The sequence below is a fragment of the Kitasatospora saccharophila genome (genome assembly GCF_039529925.1).
GTDB lineage: Bacteria > Actinomycetota > Actinomycetes > Streptomycetales > Streptomycetaceae > Kitasatospora > Kitasatospora saccharophila.
Window position 1 is genome coordinate 130,094 of record NZ_BAAANS010000004.1, and the last position, 16,349, is coordinate 146,442.

A 16,349-nucleotide genomic window follows, 5' to 3' on the forward strand; every position below is an offset into this window, starting at 1 on the left:
CCGCCCCGCCCGGGGCACAAGCTCCCCGACCCCTCCGCCCGGCCACACCGGCCGGCCCGAACGGTGCCGCAGACGATTCGAGGTCGTTCATGTCCCACGACGACGCCCTGCCGCTGACCCCGGAGGCCGCCGTCCCCGAAGACCGGCCGCCCGAGCCGGTGCCGGCGCCCGGGCCGCTGCTGACGGACGGGCCCGTGCGGACGGCGGAACCCGTGCGGACGGTCGAGCCCGAGCCGGAGGCGCAGCCCGTGCGGACGGCGGGCCAGGCCCGCACCGCACTCGCCCGACTGCTGGCCGCCGCCGGGCACCCCGGCGGCCGGGTGCTGGCCGACGCACAGCTGGCGGTCACCGAGCTCGTCGCCAACGCCATGAGCCACGGCGGCGGCCTGACCTGCTTCGACGCCCGCCTCGGCCGCTGCGGCACCGAGCTCGTCGTCGACGTCGAGGACGGCGACGACCGGCACCCGGTCGTCCAACCGCTGCACGACCGCGACCCCGCCACCACCGGCGGCCGCGGCTGGGCCATCGTCCAGACGCTCGCCGCGACCTGCCACGTCGTGCCGCTGCCCACGGGCGGCAAGCGCATCCGGGTCACCTTCGCGCTGTGAGGCCCGCGTTCCGGGGGCCGGCCGCCCGTCGGCCGCCGGCCGCCGGAAAAATTCAGAGGATTCGATCGGTGACGGCAGGTCAGACTGGGCGCATGAACACCGATCGCCGCTCGCTGTGGCAGCCCTTCTCCGAGACCGCCACCCAGCAGCCGCTGCGCCCCCGCGACGGGCAGCGGCCCGTGCGGGCCACCACGTCGCCCTTCCTCGAACCGGGCCCGGCGCCCGCCCGGTCCGAACCGCCCCGCGCCACCGCCGGGCACCCGGACCGCTGAGGACGGCGCCGGCCACGACCTCCTACGGTCGGCCCGGACCGGCCGCCAGGTCGGCCAGCACCTCGCGGGCCGCCCGCGCCCCCGAGGCCAGCGCGCCCTGCACCGAGCCGGTGGCCCGGTGGTCGCCGCACACGTACCGGCCGGGGGCCCAGCGGCTGGTGCGGGTCAGGGGGTGCGGGGCGGGCATCGCGGGCAGTGCGCCCGGGATCCGGTAGGCGGCCAGCGGCTCCCAGCCGGAGGTGTCGCGGCCGTACAGCTCCGCCAGCCGGGCGCGCACCGTCCGCTCCTCGGCGGCCGTGCCGAGCACCGAGGTCGACACCAGCGAGAGTCCCGGCGGTGCGCAGCCCGGCACCACCTCGGACAGCACCACCGTGTTGAGCAACCGCCGGTCGCCGTCCACCAGCAGGGTCGGCGCGGCCAGCGGGCTGCGCTCCGCCGCGTGGTAGAAGGTCGTCACCGCGCGGGTCGGCGGGACCGGGAGGCCGGGCAGCAGGGACGCGGCCGCCGCGGGCCCGGCGGCCACCACCACGCAGCGGGCCGCCAGTTCCCGGCCGTCCGCCAGCAGCACCCCGTCCCGGTGCACCTCGCCGACCGGGGCGTCCAGTCGCAGCACCCCGGGCGGCAGCAGGGCGGCCAGTGCCGCCGGTACCGCCCCGATGCCCGCCGCCGGGAGCGCGAGCGTGCCCCGGACCATGCTGCGCCAGTACAGGTGGAACACCCTGGCGGAGGTGGCCAGTTCGTCCTCCAGGAAGACCCCGGCCAGGAACGGCCGCAGCACCCCGTCGACGGTCGCCCGCGAGACGCCCGCCGCGCGCAGGGCCGCCGCCGTCGGCAGGTCGCGCCCGCGCCGCAGCAGGGCGGCGGGCAGCAGGGCGTCCCGCACGGTCAGCGCGCCGAGCACCGCCGCGTCCCGGGCCGGCAGCACCCGCCCGCCCAGCAGGTCGCCGGCCAGTCGCGGGCGGCGCAGCGGGTCGACCACCAGGCGGCGGCCGGCCGAACCGGCCAGGCCGAAGCCCGGGGTGAAGGGCCGCAGGCGCAGCGGGCGCAGGGCGAGGCGGCGCCGCAGTTGCGGGTAGGAGGTGTTGAACACCTGGAAGCCCCGGTCCAGCCGGAAGCCGTCGCGCAGGTCGGTGCGCATCCGCCCGCCCACCCCGTCCGAGCCCTCCAGCAGCCGCACCCGCCGTCCGGCCGCCGCGAGGTCCAGCGCGCAGGCCAGGCCCGCCACCCCGGCGCCCACCACCGCCACGTCCACCGCACCGTTCGCGTCCACCGCGCTCCTCCTGCCCTCGGCCTCCGGCCCGGGTGGGCCCGGAACCCATTCGGAACCGGACCGCCGGACGGATGGACCGCCGACCGGTGCCGGTTCCGGGGCTACCGTGGAGGGCGTGGACGTGGAACGGGCGGGCCTGCGGGAGCGGCTCGGTGCGGCCCTGTTCGCCAGGGTGGCCGGGCCGGAGGGCCCCGCCGTCCGGGAGCGCGTCCACGGCACCCCGGGGCCGCGCCGGTTCGGCCCGGAGCGGCCGATCCGGCGGGTGCACGGCGACGCCGCGATGTTCGTCGGCGGACTCGCCGCGCTCCTGGTCCAGTCGCTGCACCCGGCGGCGATGGCGGCGGTCGCCGCGCACTCCGGCTACCGGAGCGACCCGTGGGGCCGGCTCCAGCGCACCAGCACCTTCCTGGCCGTCACCACCTTCGGCACCGAGCCGGACGCGCGGGCCGCGGTGGACCGGGTCCGGGCCGTGCACGCCCGGATCAGCGGCACGACGGCCACCGGGCTCCGCTACCGGGCCGCCGACCCGCACCTGCTGGCCTGGGTGCACGCGGCGGAGACCGACAGCTTCCTGCGCGCCCACCAGGCGTACGGGGCCGCGCCGCTCGACGCGGCGGGCTGCGACGCCTACGTGGCGGACACCGCCGAGGTCGCCGCCGACCTCGGCGTCGAGCGGCCGCCGCGCAGCCGGGCCGAGCTCGCCGCGGTGCTCCGCTCCTACCGGCCCGAACTGGCCCGGACGGCCGAGGCCCGCGAAGCCGCCCGCTTCCTGCTGCTCCACCCGCCCCTCCCGTGGGCCGTCCGCCCCGCCTACGGCGCGCTGGCCGCCGCCGCGGCGGGCCTGCCCGCCGCCGAGCACCGGGCCCTGCTGGGCCTGCCGGCCGACCCGCTCAGCGCCGCCGCGGTCCGCCCGCTCGGCCTGGCCGTGGTGCGGGCGATCCGGTGGGCGATGCCGGTGCCCTCCGGACGAAGCTGAACGGTCGGAGGGGGAATCTTTCCGGGCAAGTCGGGCATACGGACCTCGTCAGTGACGGAACGATCGGTCAGGAGGCCGTGATGAGCATGGGCGACAAGGCCAAGAACGCCGGCGACAAGATCAAGGGCACCGCGAAGGAGGCCACCGGCAAGGCGGTCGGCAACGAGCGCCTGGAGGCCGAGGGCAAGGCCGACAAGGCCAAGGGGGACCTCAAGCAGGCCGGCGAGAAGGTCAAGGACACCTTCAAGGACTGAGCGGGGCCGCCCCGAACGCGAGGGGCCCGGGCCGTTTCACCGGCCCGGGCCCCTCGCGTTCGCGTCCACCGTCACAGCACGTCGTGGCGGCGCTCCTCGACCACCACCTCGTCCACGCCGCGCCCGCCCAGGTAGCGGCGCCGCCCCAGCACCCGCGCGTACACCACCACGCCGATCAGGCCCGCCGCCATCAGGACGACCCCGACCACCGTGAGGTTGACGCCCGCCAGGTGCCAGTGCACGCCGAAGGCCAGGATCGCTCCCGCCGCCAGCAGGATGATGCAGCCACCGAGTCCCATGATCTGATCGCCTCCGTCACCGTGTCGTTCCGCCCCGGGACCGGGGCCGCCCGGCGTCTACCCCCGACCGGCCGGAGGATTCCCGTCCCGGGCCCGGTCGCTGACGCCGCGTCGGCCGCCCGCCGGTCGTCCGTCGGCCTCAGGCGCCGGCGGGGTGCCAGGCCGCCAGCAGCACGGTGGCGTCGTCCCGCAGCCGGTCGCCCTGGTGAGCGGTGATCCGCCGGACGAGCCGGCGCAGCGCCTCGGGGGCGGGCAGGCCGTCGGCCATCGCCCGGGAGACCACGTCGACCAGGCGCTCCTCGCCGAACGGGACGCCGTCCGCGTCCCGCCCCTCGGTCACGCCGTCGGAGTGCACCAGCAGCTGGTCGCCCGGTTCCAGGCGCGCGGTGTGGACGGCCGGCGCGGTCCGCGGCAGGCCGGCGGGCAGGCCGAGCGGCGGGTGGACGGGGCGCTCCAGGGCCCGGGCGACGATCCGGCCGCGGCGGATCAGCAGCGGGGTCGGGTGGCCGCAGTTGATCCAGGACAGGGTGCCGGTGACCAGGTCCAGGTCGGCGATCACGCAGGTCAGCAGCCGGTCCGGGATCCACCGGGTGAGCGCGGCGTCGATCGCCCCGGCGATGTCGTCCAGGGTGCCGCCGTCCCGGCGGGTGGAGCGGCAGGCCGCGACGGCCACGGCGCTGCAGCCCCCGGAGGCCAGGTCGTGGCCCATCGCGTCGACCAGGGTCAGGTGCAGGCGGCGGCCGGCCAGGTTGTGGTCGAAGGCGTCCCCGCCGATGTCGTAGGCGGGCTCCAGCACCGCGCTGGAGGTGACCTGGGGGCTGCCGATCGTCCGGGGCGGCAGGAACGCCCGGACCAGCTCGGCCTGCAGCGTCATCGTCCGGCGCCGGCCGGTGCGCACCAGCAGGTCGCTGAACGGCGTCTTGGTGGCGACCAGCAGCGCCGTCGCGGTGGCCAGCGCCCGGCAGGAGGCCAGCCGGGCGCCGTCGAGGACGGGCGCGGTGACCTGGAGCACCCCCAGGCGCCCGATGCCGTCCACGATCGGCACCCAGCCCACCGCGCCCGCGCCCGCGCCCGCCTCGGCACCGGTGCAGGTGCGCTCGGTGCGGTAGGCCCGACCGGCCAGCGAGCCGTCCACGTCCAGCACCCCGGGGCCGGACGGCCCGGCCAGCGAGGCGTCCTCCGGCGGGACGGGCAGCGCGGTCAGGCACTTCTCCTGGACGTCGGCCAGGTAGATCCAGGCGCCGGTGAGGCCCAGCCGCCGGGCCGCGTCCCGCACCAGCCGCGGCAGGTCCCGGGGCCCGGCGCGGTGCGAGTCCTCCAGCAGGCGGAGCACCGCGGGCCCGGCCCGGTCCTCGTCGTGGCGGCGCATCGTCGGTCACCTCCGATTCCGTTCCCCCCGCGCCTGTCCCACCATCCCGGACCCGGGACGCACCCGCCCGCCGGGACCGCCCCGCCACCCGCCGGACCGGTGGCGGCCCGGCCCGGCCGGGGCGGCCGGAGGCCGGAGCGCAAGGCTTCACCGCAGGTCAGCGGGGTCTTATCGCCGTTGAAAACCGTCATCGGTGCAGCCTTTGCCAAGGTGCGCGGCGATGCGCTTCACTTCCCCGGGTCGAACGACCGGGACGGGGAGACGGGGAGGCGGAGCCGTGGGCGCCGAGCACGACCAGCACGAGGAACCCGAGCAGCACGACCACGACCGGCACGACCACGACCGGCACGACCACGAGCACGGGCCGGGCGGGCACGACCACGGGCACGGCGGCGGCCACGGCGGGCACTCCCACGGGGTGGCGGCCGACGCCGACCGCCGCTGGCTGGCCATCGCGCTGACCCTGATCTGCGCCTACATGGCGGTCGAGGTCACCATCGGCCTCGCCGCCGGTTCGCTGGCGCTGCTGTCGGACGCGGCGCACATGCTGACCGACGCGGCCTCCATCGTGCTGGCGCTGGTGGCGATGCGGCTGGCCGCCAGGCCCGCCCGGGGCGGGTTCACCTTCGGCCTCAAGCGCGCCGAGATCCTCTCCGCCCAGGTCAACGGGCTGACCCTGATGCTGCTGGCGGCCTGGCTGACGTACGAGGCGGTGGAGCGGCTGATCGACCCGCCGCAGGTCACCGGCTCGCTGGTGCTGTACACCGCGCTGGCCGGCATCGCGGTCAACGTCGCCGCCGCGTGGTGCCTCTCCCGGGCCAACCGCACCTCGCTGAACGTCGAGGGCGCCTACCAGCACGTCCTCAACGACCTGTTCGGCTTCGTCGCCACCGCCGCAGCGGGCCTGGTCGTCATGACCACGGGCTTCGCCCGCGCCGACGCGATCGTCTCGCTGGTCGTGGTGGTGCTGATGGTCAAGGCCGGGTGGGGGCTGCTCAAGGAGTCCGGCCGGATCTTCCTGGAGGCCGCCCCGGCCGGGACCGACCCGGACGCGATCGGCGCGGCCATGGCCGCCCGCCCCGGCGTGGTCGAGGTGCACGACCTGCACGTCTGGCAGATCACCTCCGGCCAGACCGCACTCTCCGCGCACGTCCTGGTCGCCCCCGACCGGGACTGCCACGCGGTGCGCGCCGCCCTGGAGCGGGAACTCGCCCACGCCGCCGGCATCACCCACACCACCCTCCAGGTCGACCACGCGGCCGCCGAACTCCTCACCGTCGGCGCCCCGCGGACCCCGGGCGCCCACTGCGCGGAACCGCACGGCGCCGTCCACCGTTAGACGCCCGGTGGGACGCCCCGGTCGGACGCACGGGTGCGGTGCGCCGGGCGCGTACGCAGGGTGAGCGGGCGCGTGCCCCCGGCGGCAATCGAACTCGCTGACGGATCGTCAAATTCCGTTCCACCGGCGGGTTGACCGCACCGGGCAATCCGGGAAACCGGGTGCCGTGATTACGTTCCGTCAGTATGCTGGTACGTGCGCGGCCACCTGGCCGGGCGGACGCCGGGGGAGGCGCGATGGCCGGGCGCGGGGCGGTGCGCGGGGGGCGGGGCGCCGGCGTGCCCGTGGCCCTGCTCGCCGTGCTGCTCTCCGCGCTGCTCGCCCTGCTCGCGGCCGGCCCCCCGGCCCAGGCCCGGGCGCCCCGCCCGCCGGCCTCCGCCACGGCCGAGGAACACCTGGAGTGCGGGCACCAGCAGGAGGCGCAGGCCCCGGCCGGGCGCGCCCGCGCCCACCACCGGGCGAACGGCGGCCCGCCCGCCCGCCCGCAGGACCGTCCCGAGGACGGGGCCGCCGCCGACCCGTCCGCCCCCGTGCCCGCGGGCCCCGCGCCCACCGGGTCCAGACCGGCCGCGCTCGCGCGCCTCCAGGTCTTCCGCTGCTGAGTCGGCCCGCGCACTGACGGCGACCGGCCGTGCCCCGGCACGCCCGGAAGCGACGTGCCCGGAACCCGCCGAGGCCAGGCTCCCGACGTCCCGTCAGTCCGCTCCGCTGCCCGGAACCAGCAGCCCCCGTCCCGGCCGACGCCGGGCGGGCGGAAGGAGACCCGATGCGAACGCCCGTGCACCACCACGCCCCCGCCCTCCCGCACCGGAAGGCCCGCGCGCTGTGAACCTCAACCCCGAGCCCGGCCCCGAGTTCGACCGCGCCACTGCCTTACGCGGTGCCCTCGCCCACTGGCGCCAGGACGTGCCCGCCTCGCTGGTGGTCTTCCTGGTCGCCGTCCCGCTGTGCGTCGGCGTCGCCGTCGCCTCCGGCGTGTCCGCCGAACGCGGACTGGTCACCGGCATCGTCGGCGGCCTGGTGGTCGGCCTGCTGCCCGGCAGCAGCCTCCAGGTCAGCGGCCCCGCGGCCGGCCTGACCGTCCTCGTCGCCGACGCCGTCCACCGCTTCGGCCCCGCCTCGCTCGGCGTGCTGGTGCTCGCCGCCGGACTCCTCCAGATCGCCATGGGCCTGCTGCGCACCGGCCGCTGGTTCCGGGCGATCTCGCTGTCCGTCGTGCACGGCATGCTGGCGGGCATCGGCCTGATCCTGATCCTCGGCCAGCTGTACGCCGTCTCCGGGCGGCCCGCGCCCCGGAGCGGCGGCGGGAAGATCGTCCACCTGCCCGCGCTGGTCGGCGACTGGTTCACCGGCCGGGCGGCCGGCACCGCGCTGCTGATGGCCGCCGCGACGATCGTCCTGCTGACGGTGTGGAAGAAGCTCCCCGCCCCGGTCCGCGCCGTCCCCGCCCCGCTCGCCGCCGTCGCCCTGGCCGCCGCGGCCACCGCCCTGTTCCACCTCGACGTGCCCCGGGTCGAGGTGGACGGCCTGCTGGACTCGATCTCCCCGCCCACCCGCGACGCCCTGGCCGCGGTCACCGGCGCCGCGGGCCTCGGCACCGTCCTGGCCTTCGCCCTGATCGCCTCCGCGGAGAGCCTGTTCAGCGCCGCCGCCGTCGACCGGATGCACCACGGGCCGCGCACCGACTACGACCGCGAACTGACCGCCCAGGGCATCGGCAACACGCTGTGCGGCCTGCTCGGCGCCCTCCCGATGACCGCCGTGATCGTCCGCAGCGCCGCCAACGTCCAGGCCGGGGCCCGCACCAAGACCTCCCGGGTGCTGCACGGCCTGTGGCTGCTGCTGTTCGCCGCGCTGATCCCCGCCGCCCTCGGCCTGATCCCGCTCGCCGTCCTCGGCGGCGTCCTCATCCACGCCGGGGCCAAACTGGTCCCGCTGCCCCAGGTGGTCGCGCTCTGGCGCGAGCACCGGGGGGAACTGCTGGTCCTGGTCGTCACCACCGCCGCGATCGTCCTGACCACGCTCTTCGAGGGCGTCCTGATCGGCGTCGCCCTCGCGGTCGCCAAGAGCGCCTGGCAGACCTCCCACCTGCACATCGACCTCACCGACACCGGCCCCGACACGCCCCTGCGGATCCGTCTGAGCGGCAACGCGACCTTCCTGCGCCTCCCCCGACTCCTCGACACCCTCGAATCCCTCCCCACCGGCCGCCCCGTCGAACTCGACTGGACCGACCTGCGCCACCTCGACCACGCCTGCCGCACCGCCCTCCTCACCTGGGCCAACCGCCACACCGCGCACGACGAGACCGCCGTCACCTGGGAACCGCCGCTCACCCTCACCACCTGAGAACGGGGGGAGAGCACCGCCAGGGGCCCGGGGAACGGCGGGTCGATGCTGCTGACGGTCGGAGCCCATCGAAGGTTCGTGCTGCTGCGTGTAGTAACGGAACCGGAAGCAGACGCACGCCACGGCAGTGAACCTCTCGCAGCCACGGCCTCGCCGTTCCCCGAGCCCCTGTATGCACGCTCTGCCGAGCCCCTGGCGGTGCTCGTTCGCAGCCGAGTCCCTGATTTCGTCACGGCGGTAAGGGGAAAGGTTTCAGCATGCGGGAACGAGAAGCCCCGGAGTCCGTCGAAACCGTCCCGCTGTCCGTGGCGCAGCGTCGGTTCTGGGCGGCCGCGGAGCCGTCGCCCGGCAGCCCGGTCCACCACCTGGCGGTCGAGGTTCGGCTGCCGGGGGCGGTGGACGAGCGGGTGGTCCGGTCGGCGCTGGGGGTGCTCGCCGCCCGGCACGGGCCGCTGCGCACCACGGTGTCCCCGGACGGGGGAGGGGCGCCGGTGCAGTGGGTGCACCGCCGACTGCCGTTGCAGTTGCGGGTGGTGGAGCTCGGCATGATCCCGGAGCGGGACCGGCCGGGCCTGGCGGGCCGGTCGGCGGCGGACGCCGCGCGCCGCCCGTTCGACCTGGCCGCGGGCCCGCTCTGGCGGGCGCTGCTGCTGCGTTCCCCGACCCGGGGGCGGCTCCACCTGGTGGCGCACCGGCTGGTCTTCGACGAGCACTCCGCCGCCGTCCTGCGGGCCGAACTGCTGGAGGGCGTCACGGCGGCACTGGCCGGGAGGGCCGCCCGGCTCCCCGAACTCCCGCTCCGGTACGCCGACTTCGCCCTCCGGCAGCAGGACGCCGCGGAACGGACCACCGGGCCCGCCAGAACCCCCGACGTCGCGCCGCTGCCGTACGACCGCCCGCACCCCGGTGCGGCGGATCCCCGGGGCGCCCGGCGGGAGTTCGCGCTGCCGGGCGGTGCGGCCGAGGTCCGCCGGGCGGCCCGGCGGGCGGGGGTGGCCCCGGAGCTGGTGCTGCTGGCGGCGTTCGCCGCGCTGCTGCACCGCTGGGGCGGCGGGACGGACCTGCTGATCGGCGTGCCGGAGGCCGGGCGGCCGCCCGAACTGCGGGGCCTGATCGGCTGCTTCGGGACCGTCCGGCCGCTGCGGGTGCGGATCCCGGCCGACGCCTCCGGCGGGCGGCTGCTGGCCGGGGTGCGCGCGGCCGAGGCGCAGGCGCTCGCCCGCCGCGGCGACGGACCGGGCCCGCTGCCCGGAGTCCCGTCCGTCCAGGCGGTGTTCGGCCCGTCGGCCGGTGACGCGTCCGGTCCGCCGTCGCCGCGGCGGTCGGCGGGCGACGGGCACCGGGAGGGTGCCGCGCGGTGCGACCTCGCGCTGGTGCTGGAGGAGCGCGGCGGCGACTACCTGGGCCGCTTCGAGTACCGCACCGCGCTGTTCGACCCGGGCACGATCGACCGGCTGCTGCTGCACTGGCGGGCCCTGCTGCCCGCGCTGCTCGCCGACCCGGACCGGCCGCTCGGCGAACTGCCCGGCCCCCGGTAGCGGAACCGGCGCCCCCGCCGCGGGGCGGTCCGGGGCGAGGGGGAGAATCGTGCGGTCAGGAGTCGTCCGGGGGTCGGTGAAGGGGCCGTGGAGTGCCGTACGTCGTCGTCAGCGCGCTCAGCCATGACGGGGTGGTCAGGGACCACAACGAGGACAGTCTGGTCCTGGGCCCGTGGACGCTGTGCGCCACCTCCACCGACAGCCCGCAGTCCCTGGTGTTCCCGCTCGGCGACACCCCGGTGGTGGTCGCGGTCGCCGACGGTCTCGGCGGCCACCCCGCCGGGGACGTGGCCTCCGCGCTGACCGCCCGCCACCTGGCCGCCGCCGGGCCGCGGTTGCGCGCCGAACAGGACGTCACCGACGAGCTGCGGGCCTGCCACGCCGTCCTGCACGCGGCGGGGGAGGCCGACCCCGGGCTGGCCGGGATGGCCACCACGGTGGCCGGGGCGGTGTTCGGCGCCGACCACGTCCTGGTGTTCAACATCGGGGACAGCCAGGTCCACGAGATCACCCCGGACCGGGGCGAGGGCCTCGGGCTGCGTCAGCTCAGCACCGACGACAGCCCGCCGCCCGCCCCCGGCCGGCGCACCAGCCACCTGGTCACCAGCACCCTCGGCGGCCCCACCGCCCCGGCGGACCTCCGGCCCCACCTCGTCCGGCTGCCCGTCGAGCCCGGCGCCCGCTACCTGCTGTGCACCGACGGCCTCACCGACCCGGTCGCCCCCGAGGAGCTCGCCGCCCTGCTCACCGAGGCGGCGGCCGAGGCCGACGGCGACCCGCAGGGCGACGACCAGCGCGCCCTGGTCGACCTGTGGCGGGCCGCGATCCGGGCCGGCGGCCCGGACAACGTCACCCTCGCCCTGGTGCGGATCGAGGACTGACCGAGGACCCGGCCGGCCGCCGGGGCGCGCGGAAGGCGGTACGGCGCCGCGACGGCTCGTCCACCCGGCCCGACCGGGAGCGGCTCAGGACGGCCGGAGCAGCAACTTGCCGGTGGTGCGGCCGGACTGGAGGTCCGCATGGGCCCTGGCGGCCTCCGCCAGCGGGTAGGTGTTGCTGACGGAGAGCCGGATCCTCCCCTCCCGCAGCCAGTCGAACACCTCCGCCGCCCGTGCGCGCAACTCCTCGGGTTCGGTGGCGTGGTCGACCAGGGTGGGCCGGGTGAGGAAGACCGAGCCCCGGGCGGCGAGCGACTGCGGGTCGAGCGCAGGGGCGGGCCCCGAGGCCGCCCCGACCAGGACGAAGGTGCCACGCCGGGCCAGGACGCCGAGACCGGCCTCGAAGGTGTCCCGGCCGATGCTGTCGAACACCACGTCGACGCCCCGGCCGTCGGTCAACTCGCGGACCCTGGCGGCGAAGTCGCCGTGCTCGCGGACCACCACCTCCGTCACGCCGGCCGCCGCGGCCGTCCCCGCCTTCTCGGCCGACGAGACCGTGCCGATCACCCGCACCCCCGAATCGGCGAGCAGCCGGGACAGGTGCCTGCCCACGCCGCCGGCCGCGGCGTGCACCAGCGCGGTCGCGCCCTTGCGCGCGGGCCAGGTGGAGGTGACGAGGTAGTGCGCGGTGAGGCCCTGGAGCAGGACCGAGGCCGCGTCGGCGTCCGTGACGTCGTCCGGCACCGGCACGGCGGCGTCCGCCCGGACGGTGACGAGCTCGGCGTAACTGCCGGGCGAGGCCCACCAGGCCACTCGGTCGCCGACGGCCGGTGCGGACACCCCGGGGCCCGCCGCGACGACCGTACCGGCGCCCTCGCAGCCGGGGACGAACGGCGCGACCGCCGCCGTCCGGCCCTCCCGCTCGTAGACGTCCTTGAAGTTGACCCCGACCGCCCCGGTCCGGACCACGACCTCACCCGGACCCGGTACCGGGTCCGGCCGCTCGGCGATGACGAGCACTTCGGGTCCGCCGGGTCGTTCCACCACGACTGCGCGCATCTTCTTCGTCCTCCTCGTTCCGTCGGATCCGCCCGACCGGGCGGCCCGTGACTGCGGTCCGGGCGCGGTGACGCCTGCAGCGCGCCCGTCCTGCCTGTGCGTCGTCCGTCCGGGTGCCGCCGACCCGGGCCCGTCACTCCGCGGCGCTCACCGCACGCTCCGCAGGATCACCCAGGTGACGGCGAGGAAGCCCACCGTCACCAGCCCCAGGCAGGTCCGCAGGCCGTCGGCCCGCGCCCCGACCAGCATCGGGCCGAAGAGCCCGACCGCCACCGCACCGCCGATCTGCCGGAAGGCGTTGAGCGAGCCGGAGGCGAGTCCGGACCGCTCGGCGGGCAGGGCCCGGAGGGCGACCGTCGGCAGGGAGGGCCCCATCAGGCCCGCGCCGAGCCCGAGCAGGCAACTGCCCGCGGTGAACACCAGCCAGTCCGGCGTCGCCCCCAGCGGCAGCAGGGCGAGGGAGCCGGCCGCCGCGGTGGCGGCCCCGGTCGCCAGCAGCGGTCGCAGCCCGGTCCGGTGCACCGCCCGGGCGAGGACGAAAGAGGCGAGGCTCCAGCACGCCGCGAACGGGACGAACGCGAGCCCGGCCCGGAACGCGTCGAGCCCCCAGCTCCGTTGCAGGTGCAACGAGATGGCGAACTGCCCACCGTAGGCGCCGAACTGGTAGAGCGCACCGACCGCGAGCGCGGCGGCGAAGCCGGGCCGCCGGAACGTCTCCGGCGGCAGGACGGGATGGGGGGAGACCCGCGCCGCCGCGACGAAACCGAGCGCGGCGACCGGGGTGGCCGCACACAGGGCGATCGTCGCCGGGGCCGTCCAGCCCGCGGCCCCGGCCTCGATCAGGGCGCCGACGCCGCAGCCCACCAGGGCGGCGGTCGCCGACTGCCCCAACAGGTCGAGCGGGGTCCGGCGGACCGGTGACACGGGCACCCACCGACGGCAGGCCAGTGCGGACAGCAGCCCGATCGGGACGTTGATCAGGAAGATCGCCCGCCAGCCGACCGCGGCGGTGAGCGCGCCGCCGGCCACCGGGCCGACCACCAGGGCGAGCGAGCTGATCCCGCCCCAGACGGTGAACGCCCTGGCGCGCGCGGCGGGTTCGGCGTACATCTGGGCGATGACGGCGAGGGACGCGGGCAGCAGCCCGCCCGCCGCCACGCCCTGGACCGCGCGGGCCGCGATCAGGGCGCCCATGCCCGGGCTCGCCGCGCAGGCCGCGGAGGCGCCGACGAAGAACAGCAGCGACACCAGGAACAGCCGCCTGGCCCCCACCCGGTCGGCCAGCGCGCCGCCGCCGAGCAGGCAGGCCGCCATCGCGACGGTGTACGCGTTGACCGTCCACTCCAGTTGCGCCAGGGAGCCGCCGAACTCCGAACTCAGGCTCGGCAGGGCGACGTTGAGGGCGCTTCCATCGAGCAGGACCATGAAGAAGCCGAGACAGACCGAGCCCAGCGCGGCACCGCCCACCGCCCGGCCGTCGCGGCCGATCGGGGCGGTGCGCCCGGCCGTTCCGATTGCTTCACCCATCCGACGTTCCACGTCCAGTCCGAATTCGCCGACCCCGCACGCCGACGGCCCGCGCGGTCTATAGTGTTCGATGGAGGTCGATCACAGTGCATCAAAGTCGCATCCTTGACGATCCGTCAAGTGCCGGTGCTCTCAAGGGTGATACCGGACCCCTCCACGGTTCGGGGGAGTGCGGGTCGCTGCGGTCGCGGAGGCTCAGCCACGCCGAACCGGCGGACGTCCCCCTGCAGGAGGCCCTGCAGGCGCTCGCCGACCCGGTGCGCCGCGCGATCGTGCGCGAACTCGCGGGCAGTCCCGAATGGAGCCGGGCCTGCGGCACCTTCGAACTCGGCGTCAGCAAGGCCACCCGCAGCCACCACTTCACCGTGCTCCGGCAGAGCGGGCTGGTCGAACAGCGGGATTCCGGAGCCCGCCGCTTCAACCGGCTGCGCCGGGCCGAGTTCGACGCGGCCTTCCCCGGCCTGCTCGCGCTCGTCCTCGCGGAGTGTGCGAACCGCACCGGATCCACCGGCTCCAGCGGCCCGGCGGGGCCCGGCGGGCCGGGGGAGTCCGGGGAGGTCCGGGCGAGCGCGTCCACCGTCGGGACGGACGCTCCGGTCGGTGCCCGTTGACCACCTCATTGCCGATTGACAATCACTGTCATAGTTTTGTCAGAGCCGGGCGGGACGAGGGCGGGGACCGGACCGGCCCCCGACCGCGGCGTGCCCTAGGGCCACTCCAGATCGCCGGTGGCCGCCCGGCCGGGCACGGCCGGGCCCGCGGGGAAGGGCTGCTGCGGCGATCCGGCCGGTACCGGTGGGGATCCGGCCCGGTCGGCCACCGGCCCCTGGCCGGAAGGGTCCGGGGTGTGAGTGGTGCGTGTGGCCGGGAACGGTGACATCAGTGGTTCGCTCCTACCGGGAGGTGATCGGCGTACGATGACGGTCGTGGACCAGCCCGCGTTCGGCCGGCGGCTGAGGCAGCTGCGCCTGGAACGGGGCATCAAGCAGACGGAGTTGGCCGGCGGCCCGGTGTCGGCGAGCTACATCTCACGCCTGGAGATGGGCAACCGCCTCCCCTCGGCGCAGACACTCAGCTACCTCGCCACCACCCTCGGCGTGTCGCTGGCCGCACTGCTCGCACCCGAGCCACCCGGGCTGCCCGAGCTGCCCGAGCAGCCCGGGCCGTCGGCGGCCGCCGCGGGGCGGACCGCCCTCGCCGTGCCCTGCGCCGCCGGCCGGTGCGGCGGGGACGCGCCGGTCCCCGCCCGGGGGCCGCTGCTGGCCGAGGCGGCCGCCGCCCTGCGGGACGGTGACGGCCGCCGGGTGGTCGACCTGCTCGAACCGGTGGCCGACCTGGTCGACGGAGTGCCCTTCGGCTGGGGCTGGCACCTGCTGTGGCTGCTGGCCGAGGCGTACGGGACCGAGGGCCGCCCCGTCGCGCGGGTGGAGGTGCTGCGCACCCTGGCGGAGTGCAGTGCCGCGTGGGCCGGTCCGGGGGTGGACACCGCCCGCGCCGGGCTGCTGGCCGAACTCTCGGTCGGCGAACGGACGATCGGCCGTCTCGCCGCGGCACTGGAGAACGGCGAGCGGGCCGTCGGCCTCTCGCACCGGGCACCCGCCGCGGAACGGGTGCGGGCCCTGATGGCCCTGGCCGCGGCCGAGGCGGAGGCCGGCCTGCTCTACCGGGCGGCCGGGCGGATCCCCGAACTGCTCCTCCTCGCGGACGAGGTGGTGCCCAGACTGGCGGCCCAGGCCTACTGGACCTGCGCCGGTCTGCGCGGCCGCGAAGGGCGCACGGAGGAGAGCGACCGGCTGATGGACCGGTCGCTGGCCAGTCTGGACAGCCGCGACGACCTCGCCGGCTGGGCGCGGCTGCGGACGGCGGCCGGGGCGCTCCGGCTGCGCAGCGGCCGCACCGACGGCGTGGAGGCGCTGATCGAGCAGGCCCAGCGCGCGGTCGACCTGGTCGGGAGCCCTGGTCAGATGGCCGTCCTGTTCTTCCTCCGGGCCTGGCTGTGCTGGGCCGAGGGCGCGTACGACAGCGCACTGTCGTACGTCGCCGAGGCGCAGCGGACGGGCCTGCTGACCTTTCATGACCGGCTGCGCGCAGGGTTGTTGAGGAGCCGGTGCCTGCTGGCGCTGGGAGCCGAGGCGGAGGGCCGGACGGCGCTGCGCGCGGTCGCCGTGGAGGCGGAGGACGCCGGGTACCTGGACCTCGCGACGGAGGCGTGGAAGGCGCTGGCCGCTGCCCTGGATCCGGCCTGAGCGCAGCACCGACGTCGTGCCGTTTTCACCGTGACTCCCTTTCCTCCCGCAGGACGTGGGGACAGCACCGGACCTGTCGGGCCGGACCGCAGCGGGTCGGCCGGTCCTTTCTGACGCCGTGTCAGGTTCGTTCACCAGTTCTTGCGAGCCTAACTCATTCGCGAGCTGACTGACCATAGCGGCCATGCCTCTGACTGCGATTCAGGCGCCGCTTGACTTGATCTGACAGTCGTGGTTAGCGTGATTCCGCATTGACGGCGAGTGACACGCCAGGGATGCGCCGCTATGGCGCCGCGCCACCCGCCGTCCGGTACCGGCCGCACGCAGGCCGTTCTCAGGGCAGCTCCGAGCAAGCCCGGCACGAT

16 protein-coding genes are annotated in these 16,349 nt (G+C 76.5%); 11 read left to right on the forward strand and 5 right to left on the reverse strand.

Annotated elements, in window-relative coordinates:
- Positions 1–89 precede the first annotated feature (89 nt).
- Positions 90–608, forward strand: coding sequence for an ATP-binding protein (locus ABD345_RS04900; RefSeq protein ID WP_344550494.1), 519 nt, complete (start codon positions 90–92; stop codon positions 606–608).
- A gap of 92 nt (positions 609–700) precedes the next feature.
- Positions 701–880: a hypothetical protein gene (locus ABD345_RS04905; RefSeq protein ID WP_344550495.1), complete on the forward strand. Its 180-nt coding sequence runs from the start codon at positions 701–703 to the stop codon at positions 878–880.
- Positions 881–902: 22 nt separating this feature from the next.
- Here ABD345_RS04905 and ABD345_RS04910 read toward each other — a convergent pair whose 3' ends face one another.
- Positions 903–2,150, reverse strand: a complete 1,248-nt coding sequence (locus tag ABD345_RS04910; protein ID WP_344550496.1) for an FAD-dependent oxidoreductase — start codon at positions 2,148–2,150, stop codon at positions 903–905.
- 115 nt (positions 2,151–2,265) lie between these two features.
- Here ABD345_RS04910 and ABD345_RS04915 point away from each other — a divergent pair, with 115 nt between their 5' ends.
- Both ABD345_RS04915 and ABD345_RS04920 read left to right on the forward strand, forming a co-directional pair.
- Positions 2,266–3,126 (forward strand): oxygenase MpaB family protein, encoded by an 861-nt coding sequence (locus ABD345_RS04915; RefSeq protein WP_344550497.1) that lies wholly within the window; start codon positions 2,266–2,268, stop codon positions 3,124–3,126.
- Between the two features lie 80 nt (positions 3,127–3,206).
- Positions 3,207–3,380: a CsbD family protein gene (locus ABD345_RS04920; protein ID WP_344550498.1), complete on the forward strand. Its 174-nt coding sequence runs from the start codon at positions 3,207–3,209 to the stop codon at positions 3,378–3,380.
- Positions 3,381–3,451: 71 nt separating this feature from the next.
- Here ABD345_RS04920 and ABD345_RS04925 read toward each other — a convergent pair whose 3' ends face one another.
- Entirely contained in the window at positions 3,452–3,679 is a 228-nt protein-coding gene (locus ABD345_RS04925; RefSeq protein ID WP_344550499.1) for a hypothetical protein, read from the reverse strand.
- 139 nt (positions 3,680–3,818) lie between these two features.
- Positions 3,819–5,048 carry a PP2C family protein-serine/threonine phosphatase gene (locus ABD345_RS04930; RefSeq protein ID WP_344550500.1) on the reverse strand — a complete coding sequence of 410 codons (1,230 nt, stop codon included), beginning with the start codon at positions 5,046–5,048 and terminating at the stop codon, positions 3,819–3,821.
- Between the two features lie 277 nt (positions 5,049–5,325).
- On the opposite strand from ABD345_RS04930, the gene ABD345_RS04935 reads away from it, so the two are divergent.
- From ABD345_RS04935 to ABD345_RS04955, 5 genes are all read left to right on the forward strand, one after another.
- Positions 5,326–6,387 carry a cation diffusion facilitator family transporter gene (locus ABD345_RS04935; protein ID WP_344550501.1) on the forward strand — a complete coding sequence of 354 codons (1,062 nt, stop codon included), beginning with the start codon at positions 5,326–5,328 and terminating at the stop codon, positions 6,385–6,387.
- Between the two features lie 278 nt (positions 6,388–6,665).
- On the forward strand, positions 6,666–6,989 hold the full coding sequence (locus tag ABD345_RS04940; RefSeq protein WP_344550502.1) for a hypothetical protein: 324 nt from the start codon (positions 6,666–6,668) through the stop codon (positions 6,987–6,989).
- A 304-nt stretch (positions 6,990–7,293) separates the two neighbouring features.
- Positions 7,294–8,736: a SulP family inorganic anion transporter gene (locus tag ABD345_RS04945; RefSeq protein WP_344550574.1), complete on the forward strand. Its 1,443-nt coding sequence runs from the start codon at positions 7,294–7,296 to the stop codon at positions 8,734–8,736.
- 257 nt (positions 8,737–8,993) lie between these two features.
- A complete protein-coding gene (locus tag ABD345_RS04950; protein ID WP_344550503.1) occupies positions 8,994–10,274 on the forward strand; it encodes a condensation domain-containing protein in 1,281 nt (426 codons plus the stop codon).
- 92 nt (positions 10,275–10,366) lie between these two features.
- Entirely contained in the window at positions 10,367–11,155 is a 789-nt protein-coding gene (locus ABD345_RS04955) for a PP2C family protein-serine/threonine phosphatase (protein ID WP_344550504.1), read from the forward strand.
- Positions 11,156–11,239: 84 nt separating this feature from the next.
- On the opposite strand, the gene ABD345_RS04960 is transcribed toward ABD345_RS04955, so the two are convergent.
- Both ABD345_RS04960 and ABD345_RS04965 read right to left on the reverse strand, forming a co-directional pair.
- The gene (locus ABD345_RS04960; RefSeq protein WP_344550505.1) at positions 11,240–12,211 is read right to left on the reverse strand and encodes a quinone oxidoreductase family protein; all 972 of its coding nucleotides are present in this window, start codon (positions 12,209–12,211) and stop codon (positions 11,240–11,242) included.
- 147 nt (positions 12,212–12,358) lie between these two features.
- Positions 12,359–13,738 (reverse strand): MFS transporter, encoded by a 1,380-nt coding sequence (locus ABD345_RS04965; protein ID WP_344550506.1) that lies wholly within the window; start codon positions 13,736–13,738, stop codon positions 12,359–12,361.
- Between the two features lie 257 nt (positions 13,739–13,995).
- Here ABD345_RS04965 and ABD345_RS40240 point away from each other — a divergent pair, with 257 nt between their 5' ends.
- Both ABD345_RS40240 and ABD345_RS04975 read left to right on the forward strand, forming a co-directional pair.
- Positions 13,996–14,349 carry an ArsR/SmtB family transcription factor gene (locus tag ABD345_RS40240; protein ID WP_380271850.1) on the forward strand — a complete coding sequence of 118 codons (354 nt, stop codon included), beginning with the start codon at positions 13,996–13,998 and terminating at the stop codon, positions 14,347–14,349.
- A 315-nt stretch (positions 14,350–14,664) separates the two neighbouring features.
- Positions 14,665–15,984 carry a helix-turn-helix domain-containing protein gene (locus ABD345_RS04975; RefSeq protein WP_344550507.1) on the forward strand — a complete coding sequence of 440 codons (1,320 nt, stop codon included), beginning with the start codon at positions 14,665–14,667 and terminating at the stop codon, positions 15,982–15,984.
- Positions 15,985–16,349: the final 365 nt, after the last annotated feature.